The organism is Neorhizobium galegae bv. orientalis str. HAMBI 540 (assembly GCF_000731315.1).
Lineage (GTDB): Bacteria > Pseudomonadota > Alphaproteobacteria > Rhizobiales > Rhizobiaceae > Neorhizobium > Neorhizobium galegae.
The window spans coordinates 1,541,934-1,562,849 of the sequence record NZ_HG938353.1; the positions used below are offsets into that span (position 1 = coordinate 1,541,934).

General features: G+C 62.3%; 21 protein-coding genes. 16 read left to right on the plus strand and 5 right to left on the minus strand.

Annotation, left to right across the window (positions count from 1 at the left end; genetic code table 11):
- Positions 1-3 precede the first annotated feature (3 nt).
- Both RG540_RS07900 and lipA read left to right on the plus strand, forming a co-directional pair.
- The gene (locus tag RG540_RS07900) at positions 4-249 is read left to right on the plus strand and encodes a GlsB/YeaQ/YmgE family stress response membrane protein (RefSeq protein ID WP_038586397.1); all 246 of its coding nucleotides are present in this window, start codon (positions 4-6) and stop codon (positions 247-249) included.
- A gap of 37 nt (positions 250-286) precedes the next feature.
- Complete coding sequence (lipA, locus tag RG540_RS07905; protein ID WP_038586401.1) at positions 287-1,261, plus strand: lipoyl synthase; 975 nt, start codon at positions 287-289, stop codon at positions 1,259-1,261.
- Positions 1,262-1,283: 22 nt separating this feature from the next.
- On the opposite strand, the gene RG540_RS07910 is transcribed toward lipA, so the two are convergent.
- Positions 1,284-1,469 carry a hypothetical protein gene (locus tag RG540_RS07910; RefSeq protein WP_007758868.1) on the minus strand — a complete coding sequence of 62 codons (186 nt, stop codon included), beginning with the start codon at positions 1,467-1,469 and terminating at the stop codon, positions 1,284-1,286.
- 303 nt (positions 1,470-1,772) lie between these two features.
- On the opposite strand from RG540_RS07910, the gene RG540_RS07915 reads away from it, so the two are divergent.
- Positions 1,773-2,363: a P-loop NTPase family protein gene (locus RG540_RS07915; RefSeq protein WP_038586404.1), complete on the plus strand. Its 591-nt coding sequence runs from the start codon at positions 1,773-1,775 to the stop codon at positions 2,361-2,363.
- A 9-nt stretch (positions 2,364-2,372) separates the two neighbouring features.
- Positions 2,373-2,837: a type II toxin-antitoxin system RatA family toxin gene (locus RG540_RS07920; protein WP_038586407.1), complete on the plus strand. Its 465-nt coding sequence runs from the start codon at positions 2,373-2,375 to the stop codon at positions 2,835-2,837.
- On the opposite strand, the gene RG540_RS07925 is transcribed toward RG540_RS07920, so the two are convergent.
- The gene (locus RG540_RS07925; RefSeq protein ID WP_038586410.1) at positions 2,828-3,331 is read right to left on the minus strand and encodes a CinA family protein; all 504 of its coding nucleotides are present in this window, start codon (positions 3,329-3,331) and stop codon (positions 2,828-2,830) included. The genes RG540_RS07920 and RG540_RS07925 overlap by 10 nt on opposite strands.
- The gene (locus RG540_RS07930) at positions 3,328-4,548 is read right to left on the minus strand and encodes a bifunctional 2-C-methyl-D-erythritol 4-phosphate cytidylyltransferase/2-C-methyl-D-erythritol 2,4-cyclodiphosphate synthase (RefSeq protein WP_038586413.1); all 1,221 of its coding nucleotides are present in this window, start codon (positions 4,546-4,548) and stop codon (positions 3,328-3,330) included. The genes RG540_RS07925 and RG540_RS07930 overlap by 4 nt, the downstream gene beginning before the upstream one ends.
- Before the next feature lie 158 nt (positions 4,549-4,706).
- Here RG540_RS07930 and dusB point away from each other — a divergent pair, with 158 nt between their 5' ends.
- The 10 genes from dusB to RG540_RS07980 all read left to right on the plus strand — a co-directional run bounded on the left by dusB (position 4,707) and on the right by RG540_RS07980 (position 17,380).
- Positions 4,707-5,726 (plus strand): tRNA dihydrouridine synthase DusB, encoded by a 1,020-nt coding sequence (dusB, locus tag RG540_RS07935; RefSeq protein WP_038586416.1) that lies wholly within the window; start codon positions 4,707-4,709, stop codon positions 5,724-5,726.
- Positions 5,723-6,871 carry a two-component system sensor histidine kinase NtrB gene (locus RG540_RS07940; RefSeq protein WP_038586419.1) on the plus strand — a complete coding sequence of 383 codons (1,149 nt, stop codon included), beginning with the start codon at positions 5,723-5,725 and terminating at the stop codon, positions 6,869-6,871. Before dusB ends, RG540_RS07940 begins: the two co-directional genes overlap by 4 nt.
- Positions 6,868-8,319: a nitrogen regulation protein NR(I) gene (ntrC, locus tag RG540_RS07945; protein WP_038586422.1), complete on the plus strand. Its 1,452-nt coding sequence runs from the start codon at positions 6,868-6,870 to the stop codon at positions 8,317-8,319. The genes RG540_RS07940 and ntrC overlap by 4 nt, the downstream gene beginning before the upstream one ends.
- A gap of 222 nt (positions 8,320-8,541) precedes the next feature.
- The gene (locus tag RG540_RS07950) at positions 8,542-10,815 is read left to right on the plus strand and encodes a sensor histidine kinase NtrY-like (protein ID WP_038586425.1); all 2,274 of its coding nucleotides are present in this window, start codon (positions 8,542-8,544) and stop codon (positions 10,813-10,815) included.
- Positions 10,805-12,169: a nitrogen assimilation response regulator NtrX gene (gene ntrX, locus RG540_RS07955; RefSeq protein WP_038542664.1), complete on the plus strand. Its 1,365-nt coding sequence runs from the start codon at positions 10,805-10,807 to the stop codon at positions 12,167-12,169. The genes RG540_RS07950 and ntrX overlap by 11 nt, the downstream gene beginning before the upstream one ends.
- 20 nt (positions 12,170-12,189) lie before the next feature.
- A complete protein-coding gene (gene trkA / locus RG540_RS07960; RefSeq protein ID WP_038586428.1) occupies positions 12,190-13,566 on the plus strand; it encodes a Trk system potassium transporter TrkA in 1,377 nt (458 codons plus the stop codon).
- A 30-nt stretch (positions 13,567-13,596) separates the two neighbouring features.
- On the plus strand, positions 13,597-14,460 hold the full coding sequence (locus tag RG540_RS07965) for a D-amino-acid transaminase (RefSeq protein ID WP_038586432.1): 864 nt from the start codon (positions 13,597-13,599) through the stop codon (positions 14,458-14,460).
- Between the two features lie 106 nt (positions 14,461-14,566).
- Positions 14,567-14,809 (plus strand): RNA chaperone Hfq, encoded by a 243-nt coding sequence (gene hfq / locus RG540_RS07970; protein WP_007757453.1) that lies wholly within the window; start codon positions 14,567-14,569, stop codon positions 14,807-14,809.
- Between the two features lie 43 nt (positions 14,810-14,852).
- Complete coding sequence (hflX, locus tag RG540_RS07975; protein ID WP_151042068.1) at positions 14,853-16,226, plus strand: GTPase HflX; 1,374 nt, start codon at positions 14,853-14,855, stop codon at positions 16,224-16,226.
- 134 nt (positions 16,227-16,360) lie between these two features.
- A complete protein-coding gene (locus tag RG540_RS07980; protein WP_051909280.1) occupies positions 16,361-17,380 on the plus strand; it encodes an acyltransferase family protein in 1,020 nt (339 codons plus the stop codon).
- 92 nt (positions 17,381-17,472) lie between these two features.
- Here RG540_RS07980 and mazG read toward each other — a convergent pair whose 3' ends face one another.
- A complete protein-coding gene (gene mazG / locus RG540_RS07985; RefSeq protein WP_038593309.1) occupies positions 17,473-18,306 on the minus strand; it encodes a nucleoside triphosphate pyrophosphohydrolase in 834 nt (277 codons plus the stop codon).
- Positions 18,307-18,330: 24 nt separating this feature from the next.
- Positions 18,331-18,909: a deaminase gene (locus RG540_RS07990; protein ID WP_038586434.1), complete on the minus strand. Its 579-nt coding sequence runs from the start codon at positions 18,907-18,909 to the stop codon at positions 18,331-18,333.
- Positions 18,910-19,145: 236 nt separating this feature from the next.
- Between RG540_RS07990 and cysG the strand changes: the two genes are divergently transcribed.
- The gene (gene cysG, locus RG540_RS07995; protein WP_051909282.1) at positions 19,146-20,600 is read left to right on the plus strand and encodes a siroheme synthase CysG; all 1,455 of its coding nucleotides are present in this window, start codon (positions 19,146-19,148) and stop codon (positions 20,598-20,600) included.
- Positions 20,597-20,911: a DUF2849 domain-containing protein gene (locus RG540_RS08000; RefSeq protein ID WP_037087208.1), complete on the plus strand. Its 315-nt coding sequence runs from the start codon at positions 20,597-20,599 to the stop codon at positions 20,909-20,911. The genes cysG and RG540_RS08000 overlap by 4 nt, the downstream gene beginning before the upstream one ends.
- The last annotated feature ends 5 nt before the right edge of the window (positions 20,912-20,916 follow it).

Consider the following 20,916-nt stretch of genomic DNA (forward strand, 5'->3'; position numbering starts at 1 on the left):
AGCATGCAGGTAGGTTGGATTGCGGCGATCATCATCGGCGGCCTGGCGGGTTGGCTCGCCGGCAAGCTGATGGACGTCCGTTTCGGCATTTTCATGAACATCGTCATCGGTATCGTCGGCGCGGTGCTGGCCAACGGCATCTTCAACTGGTTCAACATCCATGTTGCAGACGGATGGCTGGGTTACCTGGTTGCAGGTTTCATCGGCTCCTGCATTTTGCTATTTCTTGCCAAACTCGTCAGGCGCTGACGAACCCCGCGATACAGGCGGTTGAAAGCAGGTTCTTATGGTCACCATTCTCGACACGATCGCATCCGGCGATGAAAAGCGCGTCCGTCATCCGGAAAAGGCCCACCGGCCGGATCAGGAAGTCATGCGCAAGCCCGAATGGATACGCGTCCGGGCGCCGGTCTCCAAGGGCTACCAAGAAACCCGCGCGATCGTGAAGGAAAACAAGCTGGTGACGGTCTGCGAGGAAGCGGGCTGCCCCAATATCGGCGAGTGCTGGGACAAGAAGCACGCCACCTTCATGATCATGGGCGAGATCTGTACCCGCGCCTGCGCCTTCTGCAACGTCGCGACCGGCAAGCCGAACGCGCTGGATATGGAAGAGCCCGAAAACGTCGCCAAGGCCGTCAAGCAGATGGGCCTCACCCATGTGGTGATCACCTCCGTCGACCGCGACGACCTGGCGGATGGCGGTGCCGAGCATTTCGAAAAGGTGATCTGGGCGATCCGCGCCGCATCGCCGGCAACGACCATCGAGATCCTGACGCCCGACTTCCTGAAGAAGCCCGGTGCGCTGGAGCGCGTCGTCGCCGCCAAGCCGGACGTGTTCAATCACAACATGGAAACCGTGCCGGGCAACTACCTGACGGTGCGCCCCGGCGCCCGTTATTTCCACTCCGTCCGGCTGCTGCAGCGGGTGAAGGAGCTGGATCCAACCATGTTTACCAAGTCGGGCATCATGGTGGGGCTCGGCGAGGAGCGCAACGAAGTGCTGCAGCTGATGGACGATCTGCGCACGGCCGACGTCGATTTCCTGACGATCGGCCAGTATCTGCAGCCGACCCGCAAGCACCACAAGGTAGAAAGCTTCGTCACGCCGGAAGAGTTCAAGTCCTACGAGACGGTGGCCTATGCCAAGGGTTTCCTGATGGTGTCCTCGAGCCCGCTGACCCGGTCTTCGCATCACGCTGGTGATGATTTCGCTCGCCTCAGGGCTGCACGCGAGAGGAAAGTGCTGGCCGCCGCCGAGTAGGGCGGCGAGCCGGTCTTAAATCTTATTCGGCTGCCTGAACCTTTTCGTGCTTGTCCTGGCCACGCCGGCGTTCGCGCAGCGTGAAACGGTGTCCGCGCGCTTCGCTCTTCGCCATTTCAATAAGATAGACCAGCATGGGAAGCTGGTTCATGTCTGCAAGCTGCTTTGCGGATTCGAGCAGCTTTATCATCTGCGAGAAATCGTCCATGGATGCTTCTTTCGGGTGCGCCCGGTCTGCTATCGGTTGATTATACCAATTGTACGCTGGCTTGCGACTCTGGATCACTACAACCGGATGAATCCTACATTAAATCTTATTAATCTGAATGCCATCTGACATCGACAAATGACCGGTGGTTGAACCAGCCACTCTGACATCCGTGTCAAAGCTACGTCACAATCGCGTTCGGCGACCTCTATAGCGCCGTCTGCGCGACATTGAAATCCTCCTGTCATCATCGGCGTCTACCGCCAATCACGACGCAGCGAGTCTGATTCACGGGAGATCATCATGGATATGGAATCTGGCGTGAATGCGATCCGTTACGTGGGAATTGCCGAGGCGGCAGACAAGGTCTCCAATGCGGACAGAATTCTGGTCATCGGCTGTTCCGGCGGCGGTAAATCGACGCTGGCGCAGAAGATCGCCCGCCGTTTCAAGCTTACTTACATCTCCATCGACCGCGATGTGCTCTGGTTGCCGGGCTGGGTGCAGCGGGACAAGCTCGAACAGCATCGCCTCATCGTCGAGCTGGCCGCTGGCGAACGCTGGATCATGGATGGCACCAATACCTCCACGTTCGACATTCGCGTGCCGCGCAGCGATCTGGTCATCTGGGTGCGCATGCCGCGCTGGCTGTGCGTCTGGGGAATTCTCAGCCGCTGGATCACGAACAGGGGCCGCACCCGTCCGGAAGTGGCGCCCGGTTGCCCGGAGAAGATGGAATGGCAATTCCTCCGCTTCGTCTGGACCTGGGAGAAGGTCTATGGCCCGCGCGTGGCTGCCGGGTTGGCGGCACACGCGATCGGCAAGCCGGTTCTGGTGTTGAAATCCCGTCGCGAAATGCGCGATCTTCTTGATCTTATCGGAGCGGGCGCTTAACTCGGGATCATGCCAAAGTTCGAAATCCGCCGTCCCGTGAAGCACAGCGCCGAAAAGATGTACGCGCTCGTCGCTGATGTCGAAAAATATCCGCAATTCCTGCCGCTCTGCGAAGCGCTGGCCGTGCGCTCCTCCAAGGAGCGTGACGGCAAGACGCTGCTCGTGGCCGACATGACGGTCGGCTACAAGGCGATCCGCGAGACCTTCACCACCCAGGTCCTGCTCAATCCGGCCGAGCGGATCATCGACGTGAAATATATCGAGGGACCGTTCAAATACCTCGACAACCGCTGGAGCTTCGAGCCGGCGGACGGCTCGCCGAATGCCGGCCCAGAGGGGTGCGTCGTGCATTTCTACATCGATTACGAGTTCAAGAGCATGATCCTCGGCGCCCTGATGGGGTCGATGTTCGACCGCGCCTTCCGCATGTTCGCCGAAGCCTTCGAAAAGCGGGCCGACAAGATCTACGCCTGAGCGGCCACCTCGGTCAGCATTTCCAGCGCGGTTCTGACGGTCGCAAGCCTGACCTCCGTGCGGCCGATATCGCCGTAGTGCATTTCCCGGTGCAGGATATTTCCCGAACGGCTTTTCGCAGCCACATGCACCAGCCCGACGGGTTTTTCCGCCGATCCGCCGCCAGGCCCCGCGATGCCGGTGACCGCAACCGCCACGGCGGCCTTTGAGCGATACAGCGCGCCGTGCACCATCTGCAGCGCGGTTTCTTTCGACACCGCGCCATACGTCGCGAGCGTGGCGTCCGCCACCCCGAGCATGTCCATCTTCGCCTGGTTCGTATAGGTGACGAAACCGCGGTCGACGACGGCGGACGAGCCGGAAATCTCCGTCAACGCCCCGGCGATCAGCCCGCCCGTGCAGGATTCGGCGGTCGCGACCATTTTTCCGCGCGCGCTGAAATCCATGATGATCCGTCTGGCCTGGTCCTCGATATCGGCGGGAAACAGGCTCACGCAGCATCTCCGCGATAAACGACGGTCGCCGTGGCGATCGCCGCAATGCCCTCGCGGCGGCCGATGAAGCCGATCTTTTCGTTGGTGGTCGCTTTGACCGAGCAGCGGTCGAGCGAAATGCCGAGAATCTCGCAGAGGGTTTCGCGCATCGCCTGGCGGTGCGGTGCGATCTTTGGCGCTTCGGCAATCAGCGAGATATCGGCATTCATGATCGTGCCGCCACGCTCGCGGACGATCTTTGCCGCATGGTCGAGGAAAATCTTCGACGGCGCACCGCGCCACTGCATGTCGGACGGCGGAAAGTGGTCGCCGATATCGCCGGCGCCGCAGGTGGCGAGCAGCGCATCGGTCAGCGCATGCAGCGCGACATCCGCATCCGAATGGCCGCTGAGCTTCTGGTCGTGGGGAATGAACACGCCGCAGAGCGTCACGCCGTCGCCTGGTTCCAGCTGGTGCACATCGTAACCGTTGCCGGTGCGTACATCGGGGAGGGCGGCCGAGGACAGGCTCTGGGAGAGTTTTTCGTCGGCCATGGCGATATCCCGCTTTACGGTGAGTTTGATATTGTCGACCGATCCTTCCACCAGGGTCACCGGCAGGCCGGCCCATTCGGCGATCGAGGCGTCGTCGGTGAAATCCTCGCGGCGCAGTGCCGCCGCTTTCTCGTGGGCGGTGCGGATTTCGGAGAGAAGAAAACTCTGCGGCGTCTGCGCGGCGTAGAGGCCGGAGCGCGGCACGGTCTCGTGCACCAGCCCGTCGGAACCGCTGCGCTTCAGCGTATCGCTGACGGGAATGGCCGGCAGCACGCCGTCCTGTCCCTCGTCGAGCGCCTGCGCCACCCGCTCGAGCACGCCGTGATCGACGAAGGGGCGCGCCGCATCGTGGATCATCACATGGGTGGCCTCGGTGCCGGAGAGGGCCCGCAGGCCTTCGTAGACCGAGCGCTGCCGGGTCTCGCCGCCGAACGTGGTGATCACGGCCGCCGCCCCCTGGATGCCGGCCGTTGCCGCCGCAAACAACGCCTCGTCGTCCGGGTGGATGACGACCACGATCGGGCCGCTTCGGCGCCAGGTCAGAAATCGCTCGAGCGTATGGGCGATGACCGGTCTGTCGCCGATCCGTCGGTACTGCTTGGGACCGTCTTGCAGGGAGCCTGCTCGTTCCCCGCGGCCCGCGGCGACGATGACGATACCGATTGTCATGGAACCGATTGTCATGGCTTTGTCGTCCTCGACCCGTAACTCGTTTTGGATTGACAGGCGCAGAACTATAGGACCAAAAGCCTGAATTCCAGCATGCCGCTCAAAAATAACGCAGTTCCGGAATTGCTCTTGGCAAACGCCCGAGACATGAATAAAAATAGTGCAACTATCTCATGTGCCCGAAAGATCATCATTTGAGTTTCCAAGATCTTGCCAAGCCTTTTCAGATCGGGCCTGTCGCCATTCGCAATCGCGTCGTCCTGGCGCCGATGTCCGGCGTCACCGATCTGCCGTTCAGGCAGCTTGCCTGGCGTTATGGCGCCGGGCTCGTCGTGACGGAAATGGTTGCCAGCGGTGAGCTCATTCTGAACCGCGGCGAATCATGGGCACGGCTGAAGGGGGCCGGCATCTCGCCGCATATGGTCCAGCTCGCCGGTCGCGAGGCGAAGCCGATGGCGGAAGCCGCGAAAATCGCTGCCGACAACGGCGCCGATATCATCGACATCAACATGGGGTGTCCGGCCAAGAAGGTGACGGGCGGTTATTCCGGCTCGGCGCTGATGCGCGATCCGGACCACGCGCTGTCCATGATCGAGGCGACGGTCAACGCCGTCAGCGTGCCCGTGACCCTGAAGATGCGGCTCGGCTGGGACGAAAATTCCATCAATGCGCCGGAGATCGCCCGCCGCGCCGAACAGGCCGGCGTCCGGTTGGTGACCATCCACGGCCGCACCCGCATGCAGTTCTACGAGGGCAGGGCGGACTGGGATGCGATCCGCGCGGTGCGCGACGCGATCTCCATTCCGCTGATCGCCAATGGCGACGTCGAATCACCCGAGGACGCTCAAGCTATCCTGGCGCGCTCAGGCGCCGATGCGGTCATGGTCGGCCGCGGCGCGCAGGGGCGGCCCTGGCATGTCGGCTGGCTCGCCGGTCATGCGGGGCCTACAAGGTCGGAAATCCCCGGCCTGGTCGTCGAACACTACGAGGCGATGCTGGAGCTTTACGGCCGCGAGGCCGGCCTCCGGCATGCGCGAAAACAGCTCGGCTGGTATCTCGACCGCTATGCGGCCGGCCTGCCGGTCGAAGAAAAGGCCGCCATCATGATTTCGAAAGACCCGGCCGATGTCTCGCGCCGGATGACAGCAGCGCTCGGCGGTCAATCCGTCGCCGCCCAGAAGGAGGCCGCATGAGCAAGTCCCAGGCGCAGGATGCCACGATCGGCAATGCGCTCGCCATGGCGGTCCTCAATTCGGTGCAGAACCCGGTGATCCTGGTCGATGCGGCGGGCAAGGTCGCGTTCGCAAACTGGGAGGCGGAGGCCTTCTTCGGCGCCAGCGCCGCCCATCTCGCCAAGAACAGGATCTCCACCTTCATCCCCTTCGGCAGCCCGCTGCTCGCCCTGATCGACCAGGTGCGCGAGCGTAAAGCGCCGGTCAACGAGTACCGCGTCGACCTGTCGTCGCCCCGCCTCGGCCAGGATAAACTGGTCGACCTCTATGTCGCGCCTGTCGTCAGCGAGCCGGGCTCGGTGGTCGTCGTCTTCCAGGAACGCTCCATGGCCGACAAGATCGACCGCCAGCTCACCCATCGCGCCGCCGCCCGTTCGGTGACGGGTTTGGCCTCCATGCTGGCGCACGAGATCAAGAACCCGCTGTCGGGCATCCGCGGCGCCGCCCAGCTTCTCGAAAGCGTCGTCCCCGACGACGATCGGGCGCTGACCCAGCTGATCTGCGACGAGACCGACCGCATCGTCTCGCTGGTCGACCGCATGGAAGTCTTCTCCGACGAACGTCCGGTCGATCGCATAGCCCTCAACATCCATTCGGTCCTCGATCACGTGAAGGCGGTCGCCAAGGCCGGCTTTGCCCGCAAGATCAAGATTTCCGAAATGTACGATCCGTCGCTGCCGCCGGTCTTTGCCAACCGCGACCAGCTGGTGCAGGTCTTCCTCAACCTCATCAAGAACGCGGCCGAAGCCGTCGGTGACCAGCCGGATGGCGAAATCATGCTGACGACCGCCTATCGCCCGGGCATCAAGCTCTCGGTCGCAGGCACGCGGGACAAGATTTCCCTGCCGCTCGAATTCTGCGTCATCGACAACGGACCCGGCGTTCCGACCGATCTCGTGCCGCATCTCTTCGATCCCTTCATCACCACCAAGACAAACGGCTCCGGCTTGGGCCTGGCCCTGGTCGCCAAGATCATCGGTGGCCATGGCGGCATCGTCGAATGCGACAGCCAGGCGCGCCGGACGATATTCCGTGTTCTGATGCCCATGCACAAGGAAGAGGCCATCGACGGCCGCGCCTTGAACTCCACAGGAAACTTAAAATGACTGCCACGATCCTTGTCGCCGACGACGACGCGGCCATCCGCACTGTTCTGAACCAGGCCTTGACCAGGGCTGGCTACGAAGTGCGCATCACCTCCAATGCCGCCACCCTGTGGCGCTGGATCTCGGCCGGCGAGGGCGATCTCGTCGTCACCGACGTGATCATGCCCGACGAGAACGCCTTCGACCTGCTGCCGCGCATCAAGAAGGCGCGGCCCGATCTGCCGGTGCTGGTCATGAGTGCCCAGAACACCTTCATGACCGCCATCAAGGCCTCCGAAAAGGGTGCCTACGATTACCTGCCGAAACCGTTCGACCTGACCGAGCTGATCGCCATCATCGGCCGGGCACTTGCGGAACCGAAGCGTAAGCCCGCCCGCCTCGACGACGACATGCAGGACGGCATGCCACTGGTCGGCCGCTCCGCCGCCATGCAGGAAATCTACCGCGTCCTCGCGCGTCTGATGCAGACCGACCTGACGCTGATGATCACCGGTGAGTCCGGCACCGGCAAGGAACTGGTCGCCCGTGCGCTTCACGACTACGGCAAGCGCCGCAACGGCCCGTTCGTGGCGATCAACATGGCTGCTATCCCGCGCGACCTGATCGAATCGGAACTTTTCGGGCATGAGAAAGGCGCGTTTACCGGCGCTCAGAACCGCTCCACCGGCCGCTTCGAGCAGGCCGAGGGCGGTACGCTCTTCCTCGACGAGATCGGGGACATGCCGATGGACGCCCAGACGCGTCTTTTGCGCGTCCTGCAGCAGGGCGAATACACCACTGTCGGCGGCCGCACGCCGATCCGTACCGACGTGCGCATCGTCGCGGCCACCAACAAGGACCTGAAGCACCTCATCAACCAGGGCTTGTTCCGCGAGGACCTCTATTACCGCTTGAACGTCGTGCCGCTGCGCCTGCCTCCCTTGCGCGACCGCGCCGAGGATATTCCCGATCTCGTTCGCCATTTCATGCAGATGGCCGAAAAGGAGGGACTCGACGGCAAGCGTTTCGACACCGAGGCGCTGGATCTCATGAAGGCCTATGCCTGGCCGGGCAACGTGCGTGAGCTGGAAAACCTGGTCCGCCGCCTGATGGCGCTGTATCCGCAGGAGGTCATGAGCCGCGAGATCATCGAATCGGAGCTGCGCTCGGACGTTCCCGACAGCCCGATCGATAAAATGGGCACGCGCAACGGTTCGCTCACCATCGCGCAGGCTGTGGAAGAGAACATGCGCAGCTATTTCGCGAGCTTCGGCGATAACCTGCCGCCGCCCGGCCTCTACGATCGCGTCCTGACGGAGCTGGAATATCCGCTGATCCTGGCGGCGCTGACGGCCACTCGCGGCAACCAGATCAAGGCGGCCGATCTCCTCGGCCTCAATCGCAACACCCTGCGAAAGAAGATCCGGGAACTGGGTGTCTCGGTCTATCGCAGCTCTCGTGGCGCCTGATGCGTTAGTTTGTTCCCAGCTGCTTGACACCTTCCGCTCATCGTTGCATTTTCGCCACATTGCGTTGCTTAAAGGTCACGCAGGGTTTGGTGAATGCTCGACGGAGTGGCGGCCGTCGAGGGGGTAGGCCGGCCCTTTTTCTGGAAAGTGGCTGTCGCTTCGCTCGGTCTGACCGGGTTGAAATGATCTCCCGCGAGGGTTTTGGGGATCGGAGTGGATTCGATGACTGAAGGCGTAACAGCGCCGATGGCCGAAGACGAGCCATTGGTGTCAGTGCAGGATCGGCGCGCGTCCTTCGCGCTCCCCGGCCTTCTGCTCGCCGGCGGAGCTTTGATCTGTGCGTCGGTGACGCTGTTCATCCTGCTCGGCCTGACCCCGATCGCCCCGACCACCAATGTGGTGATCGCGTCGGCTGCGCTGAATTCGCTTTTCATCCTCTGCCTGATGTATCTGATTGGCCGTGAGATCGTCCGGCTGGTGAAGGCGCGCAACCGCGGCCGCGCCGCGGCCCGCCTGCATGTCCGTATCGTGGTGCTGTTCTCGATCGTGGCGATCACCCCGGCGGTTCTGGTGGCGATCTTCGCCAGCCTCACGCTCAATGTTGGTCTCGACCGCTGGTTCTCGCTGCGCACCCAGTCGATCGTGCAGTCCTCCCAGGACGTCGCCCGCGCCTATATGCTCGAGAATGCCAGCTATCTCCAGGGCCAGACGGTGTCGATGTCGAACGACCTCGAGCGCAACCGGCCGATGTTCTATCTCGACCGTACCGGTTTCGTGGAGCTGATGACCCGCCAGGCACGCGGCCGCGGCATGCTCGGCGCCTTCCTGGTGCGCGAAGACGGCCAGGCGATCGTTCAGGCCGACATCAAGACCGAAAAGCCGCTGCCGGCGATCCCGGCGGATGCGCTGAAGACCGCGGCGGCCGGCCAGCCGACCCTGATCCCGCCTGGTGTCACCAATCTCGTCGGCGCCGTCATCAAGCTCGATGCCATTCCGGGCTCCTATCTCTATACGATCCGCGCCGTTGATCCGAAGGTCATCTCGGCCATGCGGCTGATGGAGGAGAACACCGCCGAATACCAGGCGATGGAGGCTGGCCGCACATCGCTGCAGATCGCCTTTGCGGTGCTCTATCTCGGTTTCGCGCTGATCGTGCTGCTCGCGGCGATCTGGACGGCGATCGCGGTCGCCGACCGCATCGTCCGGCCGATCCGGCTGCTGATCAGCGCCGCCGACAGCGTGGCGACCGGCAATCTCAACGTCGTCGTGCCGGTGCGCGCCGCCGATGGCGACGTCGGCAGCCTGTCGCGTACCTTCAACAAGATGATTTCCGAAATACGCAGCCAGCGCGACGAGATCCTCGAAGCCAAGGACGAGGTCGATGACCGCCGCCGCTTCATTGAGGCGGTACTATCCGGCGTCACCGCTGCCGTTATCGGCGTCGAGGAAGACCGCCGTATCACCATCGTCAATCCGTCGGCGGAACATCTCCTCGACGTTCCCGCCGAAAAGCTGATGGGCGAGAAGCTGCAGGATGTTGCGCCCGAGATCGACCACGTCCTCACCGAGGCGCGCAGCAGGGCCCGCGGCGAATTCCGCAAACAGGTGAACCTGATGCGCGGCGGCAAGGAGCGGACGCTGTCGGTTCAGGTCACCCGCGAGGAACAGCGCGCCGCGCACGACAGTTATGTCGTGACGCTCGACGATATCACTGATCTCGTCATCGCCCAGCGCTCCACCGCCTGGGCGGATGTCGCCCGCCGCATCGCCCACGAGATCAAGAACCCGCTTACCCCGATCCAGCTTTCCGCCGAGCGCCTCAAGCGTCGCTACGGCAAGCAGATCGCCGAGGATGACCGCGCCGTATTCGACCAGTGCACCGACACGATCGTGCGCCAGGTCGGCGATATCGGCCGCATGGTCGACGAATTCTCTTCCTTTGCCCGCATGCCGAAACCCGCCAAGGAAGAGGCCGATCTGCGCGATATCCTGCGCGACGCGATCTTCCTGCGCGAGATGGGCACGACCCATGTCGATTTCATCCGTGAACTCGGCGAGGAGCCGCTGAAGGGCATGTTCGATGCGCGCATGCTCGGCCAGGCCTTCGGCAATCTCATCAAGAACGCCGTCGAGGCGATCGAGGCGGTGCCGAGCGATCAGGAACGCGACGGCCGCAAGGTCAAGGTGCGCTCGGTCTACGATGCGGAGCGCGACACCTATGTGGTCGACATCATTGACAATGGCAGCGGCCTGCCGAGCGAAAATCGACACCGCATCCTCGAGCCATACATGACCATGCGCGACAAGGGCACGGGACTGGGCCTCGCCATCGTCAAGAAGATCATTGAAGAACACGGCGGGCAGCTCGAACTCCACGATGCTCCCGCCGATTTCGATCATGGCAAGGGCGCCATGATCAGGGTGCTGCTGCCGCATCTGGAGCAGGCGGTCGTGCCGGGAACGGATAATAACAAGGAATTGGCTTATGGCGTCTGATATTCTGGTCGTAGATGACGAGGCGGATATCCGCGATATCGTTTCAGGTATTTTGTCCGATGAGGGCCATGAAACCCGCACGGCACATGACAGCGACAGCGCGCTGGCAGCGATATCCGATCGCGTGCCGCGGCTGATCTTCCTGGATATCTGGATGCAGGGCTCCAGGCTCGACGGCCTGGCGCTGCTCGACGAAGTCAAGAGCCGGCATCCCGAATTGCCTGTCGTGATGATCTCCGGCCACGGCAATGTCGAGACGGCGGTGTCGGCGATCAAGCGCGGCGCCTTCGACTTCATCGAAAAGCCGTTCAAGGCCGACCGTCTGATCCTGATCGCCGAGCGGGCACTCGAAAACTCCAAGCTGAAGCGCGAGGTGACCGAGCTCAAGAAGCGCACCGGCGACGCCGCCGAGCTGGTAGGTACCTCCGTTGCCGTCTCGCAGCTCCGCCAGACGATCGAAAAGGTCGCGCCCACCAACAGCCGCGTGATGATCCTCGGCCCCTCCGGCTCCGGCAAGGAACTGGTGGCGCGGATGATCCACAAGCGCTCGTCGCGCGTCGCCGGTCCGTTCGTGGCGCTGAACGCCGCGACGATCACGCCCGATCGCATGGAGGTTGCTCTGTTCGGCACCGAAGGCGCTCCCGGCCAGGCGCGCAAGATCGGCGCTCTGGAAGAGGCCCATCGCGGCATCCTCTATCTCGACGAAGTCGGCGAAATGCCGCGCGAGACGCAGAACAAGATCCTTCGCGTGCTGGTCGACCAGCAGTTCGAGCGCGTCGGCGGTTCCAAGCGCGTCAAGGTCGATGTCCGCATCATCTCCTCGACCTGCTACAATCTCGAAAGCCTGATCGCCGACGGCTCGTTCCGCGAAGACCTTTATCACCGGCTGGCCGTCGTGCCGGTCAAGGTGCCGGCGCTCGCCGAACGCCGCGAGGACATTCCTTTCCTGGTCGATATGTTCATGCGCCAGATTTCCGAGCAGGCCGGTATCCGCCCCCGCAAGATCGGCGAGGACGCCATGGCCGTCCTGCAGGCCCACGATTGGCCGGGCAATATCCGCCAGCTCCGCAACAATATCGAGCGGCTGATGATCCTCGCCCGCTCCGACGGCCCGGATTCGCCGATTTCTGCCGACATGCTGCCAACCGACCTCGGCGACATGTTGCCGAAGGTGTCGGCAAAGGGCGACTACCACATCATGACGTTGCCGCTGCGCGAAGCCCGCGAAATGTTCGAGCGCGATTATCTGATCGCCCAGATCAACCGGTTCGGCGGCAATATTTCGCGCACCGCGGAATTCGTCGGCATGGAACGCTCGGCACTGCACCGCAAGCTCAAGTCGCTCGGTGTGTAGCCGATGCCGGTATGTAACCTATGAAAGTGATCATATGCGGCGCGGGGCAGGTGGGCTACGGCATCGCCGAACGGCTGTCGCAGGAGGACAATGACGTCTCCGTCATCGATACCTCAGCGGCCCTGATCGCCGCGATCACCGAGACCCTCGACGTCAAGGGTTATGTCGGCCACGGCGCCCATCCGGACGTGCTGGAAAAGGCTGGTGCCGAAGACGCCGACATGATCATCGCGGTGACCCTCTACGACGAGGTCAACATCGTCGCCTGCGAGGTCGCGCAGGCGCTCTTCTCCGTGCCCACCAAGATTGCCCGCATCCGCGCCCAGAGCTATCTGAAGCCGGAATATGCCGATCTGTTCAGCCGCCAGAACATGTCGATCGACGTGACGATCTCGCCGGAGATCGAGGTCGGCAAGATGGTGCTGCGTCGGATATCCTTTCCCGGCGCTACCGATGTCGTCCGCTTCGCCGAGGATCACATCGCCATGGTGGCGATCGAGTGCATGGAGGATTGCCCGGTCGTCGCCACGCCCCTGCATCAGCTTTCCGACCTCTTCCCGGACCTGATGGCGACGGTGGTCGGCATCTTCAGGGACGGTGTTCTGACCGTTGCCCGTTCGGCTGATGAGCTCGAGGTCGGCGATCTCGCCTATGTCATCTGCCAGCGCGAACACATTCGCCGCACGCTCGGCCTGTTCGGACACGAGGAGCAGGAGGCACGCCGCATCATCATCGCCGGCGGCGGCAATATTGGCTATTACGTCGCCCGCACCATCGAGGAACACCAGCCGAGGACCCGGCTGAAGATCATCGAGAGCGACCGTGACAAGGCGATGGCGGTTTCCGAGCAGCTGCGCAATACGATCGTGCTGCACGGCTCGGCGCTCGACCAGAACATCCTCACCCAGGCGGATATCCAGGATACCGACCTGATCGTGATGCTGACCAACAACGACCAGATCAACATCCTAGGCGCGGTCATGGCGAAATCGCTCGGCTGCAAGTCGAACCTAGTGCTGATCAACTCCACGTCCTTCCATCAGGTCACCGACGCGCTCGGCATCGATGCGCAGATCAATCCGCGCGCCGTAACGATCTCCCGCGTCCTGCAACATGTCCGCAAGGGCCGCATCCGCTCGGTCTATGCGGTGCAGAATGGTGCTGCCGAGATCATCGAGGCCGAGGCGCTCGAAACGTCGCCGCTGGTCGGCCGGGCTTTCCGCGAGCTCGACCTGCCGGACGGCGTCCGTATCGGCGCCATCTATCGCGGCGAGGCGGTGATCCGCCCGAACGGCGACACCAGGATCAAGGCGCGAGACCGGGTGGTGCTGTTTGCCGCCGCCGAAGCCGTGCGCCATGTGGAACAGCTTTTCCGCGTTTCCATCCAGTATTTCTGACCAGCATTCTGAAGAGAGCAGGGGATATCGATGTCGAGAATTGCCTATGTGAACGGACAATATGTTCGCCATTCCGAAGCTGCGGTGCATGTGGAGGATCGCGGTTTCCAGTTCGCGGACGGCGTCTACGAGGTCTGCGAAGTGCGTCACGGCATGATCGTCGACCTGACCCGCCACCTGAGCCGCCTCGATCGTTCGCTGAGCGAACTGAGGATGGCCGCTCCCATGAGCCGCGCAGCGCTCACTTTCGTCATCCGCGAAGTGCTCCGCCGCAACCGGGTCAAGAACGGCATCTTCTACATGCAGGTGACCCGCGGCGCCGCCCGCCGCGATCACTACTTCCCCGCCGAGGGCACGCCGCCGACCATCACGATCACTGCCAAGAGCACCGATCCCTCGGCCGCCGCCAAGAAATATGCAAACGGCATCAAGGTGATCACTCTGCCCGAGAACCGCTGGGACCGCGTCGACATCAAGACGGTCGGCCTGCTGCCGAACGTGCTCGCCAAGCAGCAGGCGAAGGAAGCCGGTGCCCAGGACGCCATCTTCATCGACCGCGATGGCATCGTCATGGAAGGCGCGTCCTCCAATGTCTGGATCGTCACGCCGGATGGCGAACTCGTCACCCGCCCGGCCGAACACGGCATCCTGAAGGGAATCACCCGCACGACGCTCATCGACGTCGCAAAGAAGCTCGGCCTCAAGGTCGTCGAGCGCGAGTTCAAGACGGAAGAGATGCTGGCCGCCCGCGAGGTGTTTTTCACCTCCGCCACCGGGATCTGCGTGCCGATCGTCGAAATCGACGGAAAGCCCGTCGCCAACGGCCATCCGGGCACCGTGTCGTCAAGTATTCGCGACACCTTTTTCGACGTTGCGGAAAAGACGGCGATTTGATAGTCAAACATCGGGGAAGGGAAGCACGGGGCGCTTTCCGGTCGCCTCTTATCAAGCTTGATCATGATCCCGGCTATTCGCCGGCAAAAAAGAAAGAAGCGGCGCTATGGCGGAACGTTCTCAGAACCTGCAGGATTTATTTCTCAATACCGTTCGCAAGCAGAAGATTTCCCTGACGATTTTCCTGATCAACGGGGTCAAGCTGACAGGTGTCGTGACCTCTTTCGACAACTTCTGCGTCCTGCTGCGCCGTGACGGCCATTCTCAGCTCGTGTATAAGCACGCGATCTCGACCATCATGCCGGGCCAGCCCATGCAGATGTTCGAAACCGAAGAGAACGCCGCCTAACAGGACAGAACAGATTTCAAATCGCGATACTTCCAACGAATCCATGGTCCCGGAGGCTGAAAAGCGCCGGGACGACATGCGCGCGCTCGTCATCGTGCCGGTCCTCAAGCTGGCACGGTCGAAGGCCGGGCAGGGCGACTCAAGTCAGGCACCCGCACCGCAGCGCTCCAATGAAGCCCGCCTCGAAGAGGCGATCGGCTTGGCACGAGCGATCGACCTGGAGATCGTCCAGGGCCTGATCGTGCCGATCAGCCAGCCGCGTCCGGGAACGCTGATGGGCAGCGGCAAGATCGAGGAAATCAAGGCGCTGCTCGACGAGCACGACGCAGGCCTCGTCATCGTCGATCATCCGCTGACCCCGGTGCAGCAGCGCAATCTCGAAAAGGAATGGCAGGCCAAGGTCATCGACCGGACCGGCCTGATCCTCGAAATCTTTGGCCGCCGCGCCTCCACCAAGGAAGGCACGCTGCAGGTCGATCTGGCGCATCTCAATTACCAGAAGGGCCGCCTGGTCCGCAGCTGGACCCACCTTGAACGCCAGCGCGGTGGCGCCGGCTTCATGGGCGGCCCGGGTGAAACCCAGATCGAGGCCGACCGCCGGCTGCTGCAGGAGCGCATCGTCAAGCTGGAGCGCGAGCTCGAACAAGTCGTGCGCACCCGCCAGCTTCACCGCGCCAAACGCCGCAAGGTGCCGCACCCGATCGTGGCGCTGGTCGGTTATACCAACGCCGGCAAGTCGACGCTGTTCAACCGCATCACCGGTGCCGGCGTGCTCGCCGAAGACATGCTGTTTGCCACCCTCGATCCGACGCTGCGCCGCATGAAGCTGCCGCATGGCCGCACGGTCATCCTCTCCGATACGGTCGGTTTCATCTCCAACCTGCCGACCCACCTGGTCGCTGCCTTCCGCGCCACGCTGGAAGAGGTGCTGGAAGCCGATCTCGTCCTGCATGTGCGCGACATGTCCGACCCGGACAATGCCGCGCAGGCCAGCGACGTGATGCGCATCCTTGCCGATCTTGGCATCGACGAGAAGGAAGCAGCCGCTCGCATCATCGAGGTCTGGAACAAGATCGACCGGCTTGATCCGGAGGCCCACGAGGCAATCGCCGAACGCGCCGTCGGCCGCGAGAACGTCATGGCGGTCTCGGCGATCACGGGCGAGGGCGTCGAGCCCCTGATGGACGAGATTTCGAAACGCCTTTCCGGCGTTCTCACCGAAACCTCGATCACCATCCCGCCGGAAAAGCTTGGCCTCGTCTCCTGGGTCTACGGCAATGCCGTCGTCGACGGCCGCGAGGACAACGAGGACGGTTCGGTGACCCTGGATGTCCGCATGTCCGAAGCCGAGGCTGCCGAGTTCGAGCGCAAGCTCGGCAATGGTCCAAAAGCGGACAAGGAAGACTGGGAACGATAGGAAGCCCGGTTACGTGACTTGGTACCGGGCGGCAGCGCCATGATGTTGCCCGTTTTTTGCGGTGCAACATAAGCCGACGAGGACGGCCGCGATTCCCGCAGTTCTCATTCACGGGCCGGCAACAAGGTGGCGTAATGATACAGAGTCAGCCGCACGAAGAGACCGGAAAACATCTGGACTATCTCGACGGATGGCGAGGTATTGCGGTCATCTTCGTGATCGTCGGCCATTTCTGGCTGGATGATTTCAAGCCCGGGTTCAGTACATTCGGTGTAGACCTGTTCTTTGTCTTGTCCGGCCGGTTGATGTCCGAAATCCTGTTCGTCAAGCGGGCAGAATTGCCGACCTTCTTCTTCAGGCGCTTCTCACGCATCTATCCGGCTCTCTTCGCATTCGTGGTCATCACCACGCTTGCTTTCCAGGGTAGCGAGATCTCGCATGGCCCCGTTGCAGCATTGCTGGCCCTGACGTTCACGCTTAACTATGCCATGGTCTATACCCATCCGGTGGCATTGCTTGATCATCTCTGGTCGCTTTGCGTCGAGGAGCATGCCTATATCCTTCTGGCAGGTGTCGCGTTCCTGTCCCGCCGCAGACTGTTTCCGGTCGGCGCTCTCATCATCGCCCTTGGCGCCGCGGCAACGCTGAATGGCCTCATCCGCACCGAACTCGGCGCCAGCGTCTTGTATACCCATTGGCGCAGCGACGTCTCCGTCGCCGGGATATTCATTGCCGGCGGCCTGTGGCTGTTGCTTCGCAAGCGTCAGGCCCCCTGGTGGGTATCCCCGTTGGCGCTGCTGATCGCGGTCGTGGCTAAAATGGCGCCTTTTCAGGTCCTCTCCTTCGGCCTGTCGACCACCATGCTGGCGCTATCGATCACTACGATCGACAGCGCGGCTCCGGTCTTCCGCAAGATCCTGTCCGCCAAGCTTCTCACCTATGCGGGCCTGTGGTCCTTCTCGCTTTATCTGTGGCAACAGCCTTTCTACAAGCTCTATCGCGAGGGAGCGGCTCCAACCCCGTTGTTGCTTCTGGCTGCCGTGCTTGTCGCGCTCGTCAGCTTCTACCTCGTGGAAAAACCCTCCCGAACGGCGCTCAATCGCTTCTTCCAGAACCGCGTGGAGAAAGTCGTTACCGCTGGCCGAACGGCATAGAAATTGCCATCGCCGTCCATCGTGGCGGTTGTCGGTGCGTTGAGGATCAGGAGACGATCATGTCCTGACGGCTTGGCTGGCCAACGCACCCGTCAGTCGAGCTTCCGTTCGATCGCCTTGGCGGCCTGCCAGAGTTCTTCCATGCGTTCCAGCGTGGCAGCCTCCAGCGTCTCATTCGATTGTTGAAGAGATGTTTCTATATAATTGAACCGTCGCCGGAATTTTGTATTCGTGCCGCGAAGCGCCTCTTCCGGATCGGCCCTCACATGTCGGCCGATATTGACCAGCGCGAAGATCAGGTCGCCGAGTTCGTCCGACACCTTGTCCTGCCTGCCGTCGCGCAGAGCCTCGCGCAATTCCCCGATCTCCTCCTCGATCTTGTCGAGGATCGGTTCGGCCGCCGACCAGTCGAAGCCGACCTTTGCCGCCCGCTGCTGCAGCTTCAGCGCCTCGGTCAGCGCTGGCTGGGCTCGATGGACGCTTCCAAGGTATCCGAGCTTGAAATCCTCGGTAATGCCGCGCCGCGCCCGCCGCTCGGCCCGCGCGCGCTTCTCTTCCGTCTTGATGTCGTCCCACTGCAGCTTCACCGCGTCCGGCGTCGCCGCATCGGAGACGGCGAAGACATGCGGATGCCGGCGGATCATCTTTTTGGTGATCGCCTGGACGACGTCGCCGAAAGAGAATTCGCCGGCTTCCTCGGCCATGCGGGCGTGGAAGACCACCTGCAGCAGCAAGTCGCCCAGCTCCTCGCAGAGATCGTCCATGTCGTTGCGCTCGATCGCATCGGCGACCTCATAGGCCTCCTCGATCGTATAGGGCTTGATGGTCGAAAAATTCTGTTCGAGGTCCCAGGGGCAGCCGGTGACGGGTGTCCTGAGCGCCGCCATGATCTCGATCAGCCGCGAAATATCCTTCGATGCTTCCATCATCTTGTCCTTCAATGCCGGATGTCAGGCGAGCGGAATGGTGTTTTTGTCCTTGCCGGACTGGTAGACGCCGGAAAGCCCGTCATATCGGGCTTTGATCCGGCTGGTCTGGGTCTTGAGGCCGGCACGGAGCGGCTCGTCTTCGCTTTCGACCAGGTCGGCAATTGCGTAGGAATGCCAGAAGGCATTGTTGCGCCGGTAGCCGCTAGGCTCCAGGCCGAAAACCTCTTTGAGGATCTTCAGGTCATGCGGGATGGCGAAGGCGTCGCGGGAATCCTCGTGGCTGAAAAAATAGTAGAAATTGTCGAAACCGGCCCAGGTGATCGCCGACATGCACATTGTGCACGGTTCATGAGTCGATAGGAAAATCAGGTCTTTGGTAGGAAGATCTCGTGTGGTTTCGTAAAAGCGCTTCAGCGTGTGCACTTCGCCGTGCCACAGCGGATTTTCGAGCTCGTTATTGGTCTCGGCAATTACCAGCGACAGATCGGATTTTTTCAGGATCGCCGCGCCAAAAACCTTGTTGCCGGTGGCGACGCTCTTTTCCGTCAGGGGCAGGATGTCGTTTTCGATGACGTCGAGAAGGCGGGCGGCGATTGTCATGGGAACTCTTTATCGCAAGGTGTCTAGGCAGTTTATGGCGCGGAACGAAAGGATCGGGGCAAAAAAACACTGTAGTCTACAGAAATACTGGAGAAATATCGTCTGCGGTGGCTTTTGCTCAAGAACCGGTTGATCGTAAAACAGAAATACCGGCTCACAATCCACTTCGCATATCCATTCCTTCAATTCCGCTGTCTTATTGTGGATATTGCTGTCATATGATTCAGGATAACCGCATGTCTCCAAGCCAACAACGCCTGTCGGTCTTTCCGGCTTTCTTCCGCGTCAGCGGACGGAGCGTTGTCGTGTTTGGCAATGGTGACGAAGCCTATGCCAAGGCCCGGCTGCTGCGCAACACCGATGCGGAGATCGTTGCTTGCGTCTCCGCACCGGATCAGGACTATGCGGACTGGCTGGTCGCTCAGGGCATCGGCACCGTTCATTCGGATTTTTCGCCGGATCAGCTCGCAGATCAGGTCAAGGGCGCGGTGATGGTGTTTGCTGCAACCGGCGACGCCGCCCTGGACCGTGCGATTGTCACTGCCGCCCGCGCTGAGAAGATTCCGGCCAATGCGGTCGATCAGCCCGATTTCTGCGACTTCTACACGCCGGCTCTCGTGAACCGCGCGCCGGTCGCGATCGCCATCGGCACCGAAGGCGCCGGCCCCGTTCTCGCCCAGATGATCCGTGCCCGCATCGACCGGATGCTGTCGCCGTCGCTTGGGCTACTGGCGCGCCTCGCCGCCGAATATCGCGATGCCGCCGAACGCCTGGTGCCGCGCGGCGTGTCGCGCCGCATCTTCTGGCGCCGCTTTTTCTCCGCCGATGTCGCGAGCGCCGTCGACGCCAACGATATCGCCGCCGCCCGCCGCTCGGCCAATGCGCTTCTGTCGACCACCGGTCGCGCCGCAGGCCATGTCTGGCTGGTCGGAGCCGGCCCGGGCGCCGAAGACCTTTTGACGCTGCGTGCCCAGCGCGTGCTGATGGAAGCCGACGCGATCGTTTATGACGCGCTGGTGCCACAGGCGATCGTCGACATGGGCCGCCGCGATGCCGAGCGCCTGTCGGTCGGCAAGCGCAAGAACTGCCATTCGAAATCCCAGGACGAGATCAACAGGCTGCTGGTCAGGCTCGGCCGTGAAGGCAAGCGCGTCGTCCGCCTGAAGTCCGGCGATCCGCTGGTCTATGGTCGCGCCGGCGAGGAGATGGCGGCACTTCGCGACGCGGGTGTCACTTACGAGATCGTACCGGGCATCACCTCCGCCTTTGCCGCCGCCGCCGATTTCGAGCTGCCGCTGACGTTGCGCGGCGTCGCCTCGTCGCTGATCTTCACCACCGGCCATGACCTGACCGGCGATGTCCTGCCCGACTGGGCAAGCCTTGCGATCTCCGGCGCCACGATCGCCGTCTATATGGGCCGCACGGTTGCCGCCTCCGTCGCCGAACGCCTGATGGGCGCCGGCCTTGCCCCGGAAACCACCGTCGCCGTGATCGAAAATGCCAGCCGCGCCGACCGCCGGCTCTTCCACGGCGTTCTTCGCGAGCTGCCGGACCTGGAAGCGCGCGACGATCTTTCCGGTCCGGTCATGGTGATCATCGGCGAAGCCGTCGCTGGTGCGAATTTCGAAAAGTCCGAACCGCTTTCTCATGGTAAGATTCCGGTTCGCGAGGAAATGGAACAGATAAGATGACTGACAAGGTTCTGACCGCCAACCGCCTTTCCGACGGCATCGCCGTCTGGCTCGATGCGAACGGCCAATGGGTGGAAAACCTGCAGGACGCGATCGTCGCCCGCCATCCCGAGGCCGTGGCCTCGCTGGAAGCGATCGGCAAGCGCGATTTTGCGCAGAACCGGGTTGTTGACGTCGCCGTCATCGACGTGCAGGAGCAGGACGGCAAGCTCTGGCCGCTGCGCCTTCGCGAACGGATCCGTGCCCAGGGCCCGACCATGGAATATGCTGCCGGCTACCGCCCCGCCGATCCGGCCTTCATCGCAGTTTGAGGAAG

Excerpts from the sequence above, each read along its gene's own strand:
- RG540_RS07900 (WP_038586397.1), top strand. The coding sequence starts at position 4 with ATGCAGGTAGGTTGGATTGCGGCGATCATCATCGGCGGCCTGGCGGGT.
- lipA (WP_038586401.1), top strand. The coding sequence starts at position 287 with ATGGTCACCATTCTCGACACGATCGCATCCGGCGATGAAAAGCGCGTC.
- RG540_RS07910 (WP_007758868.1), bottom strand. The coding sequence starts at position 1,469 with ATGGACGATTTCTCGCAGATGATAAAGCTGCTCGAATCCGCAAAGCAG.
- RG540_RS07915 (WP_038586404.1), top strand. The coding sequence starts at position 1,773 with ATGGATATGGAATCTGGCGTGAATGCGATCCGTTACGTGGGAATTGCC.
- RG540_RS07920 (WP_038586407.1), top strand. The coding sequence starts at position 2,373 with ATGCCAAAGTTCGAAATCCGCCGTCCCGTGAAGCACAGCGCCGAAAAG.
- RG540_RS07930 (WP_038586413.1), bottom strand. The coding sequence starts at position 4,548 with ATGACAATCGGTTCCATGACAATCGGTATCGTCATCGTCGCCGCGGGC.
- dusB (WP_038586416.1), top strand. The coding sequence starts at position 4,707 with ATGTGCCCGAAAGATCATCATTTGAGTTTCCAAGATCTTGCCAAGCCT.
- RG540_RS07940 (WP_038586419.1), top strand. The coding sequence starts at position 5,723 with ATGAGCAAGTCCCAGGCGCAGGATGCCACGATCGGCAATGCGCTCGCC.
- ntrC (WP_038586422.1), top strand. The coding sequence starts at position 6,868 with ATGACTGCCACGATCCTTGTCGCCGACGACGACGCGGCCATCCGCACT.
- RG540_RS07950 (WP_038586425.1), top strand. The coding sequence starts at position 8,542 with ATGACTGAAGGCGTAACAGCGCCGATGGCCGAAGACGAGCCATTGGTG.
- ntrX (WP_038542664.1), top strand. The coding sequence starts at position 10,805 with ATGGCGTCTGATATTCTGGTCGTAGATGACGAGGCGGATATCCGCGAT.
- trkA (WP_038586428.1), top strand. The coding sequence starts at position 12,190 with ATGAAAGTGATCATATGCGGCGCGGGGCAGGTGGGCTACGGCATCGCC.
- RG540_RS07965 (WP_038586432.1), top strand. The coding sequence starts at position 13,597 with ATGTCGAGAATTGCCTATGTGAACGGACAATATGTTCGCCATTCCGAA.
- hfq (WP_007757453.1), top strand. The coding sequence starts at position 14,567 with ATGGCGGAACGTTCTCAGAACCTGCAGGATTTATTTCTCAATACCGTT.
- hflX (WP_151042068.1), top strand. The coding sequence starts at position 14,853 with ATGGTCCCGGAGGCTGAAAAGCGCCGGGACGACATGCGCGCGCTCGTC.
- RG540_RS07980 (WP_051909280.1), top strand. The coding sequence starts at position 16,361 with ATGATACAGAGTCAGCCGCACGAAGAGACCGGAAAACATCTGGACTAT.
- mazG (WP_038593309.1), bottom strand. The coding sequence starts at position 18,306 with ATGGAAGCATCGAAGGATATTTCGCGGCTGATCGAGATCATGGCGGCG.
- RG540_RS07990 (WP_038586434.1), bottom strand. The coding sequence starts at position 18,909 with ATGACAATCGCCGCCCGCCTTCTCGACGTCATCGAAAACGACATCCTG.
- cysG (WP_051909282.1), top strand. The coding sequence starts at position 19,146 with ATGTCTCCAAGCCAACAACGCCTGTCGGTCTTTCCGGCTTTCTTCCGC.
- RG540_RS08000 (WP_037087208.1), top strand. The coding sequence starts at position 20,597 with ATGACTGACAAGGTTCTGACCGCCAACCGCCTTTCCGACGGCATCGCC.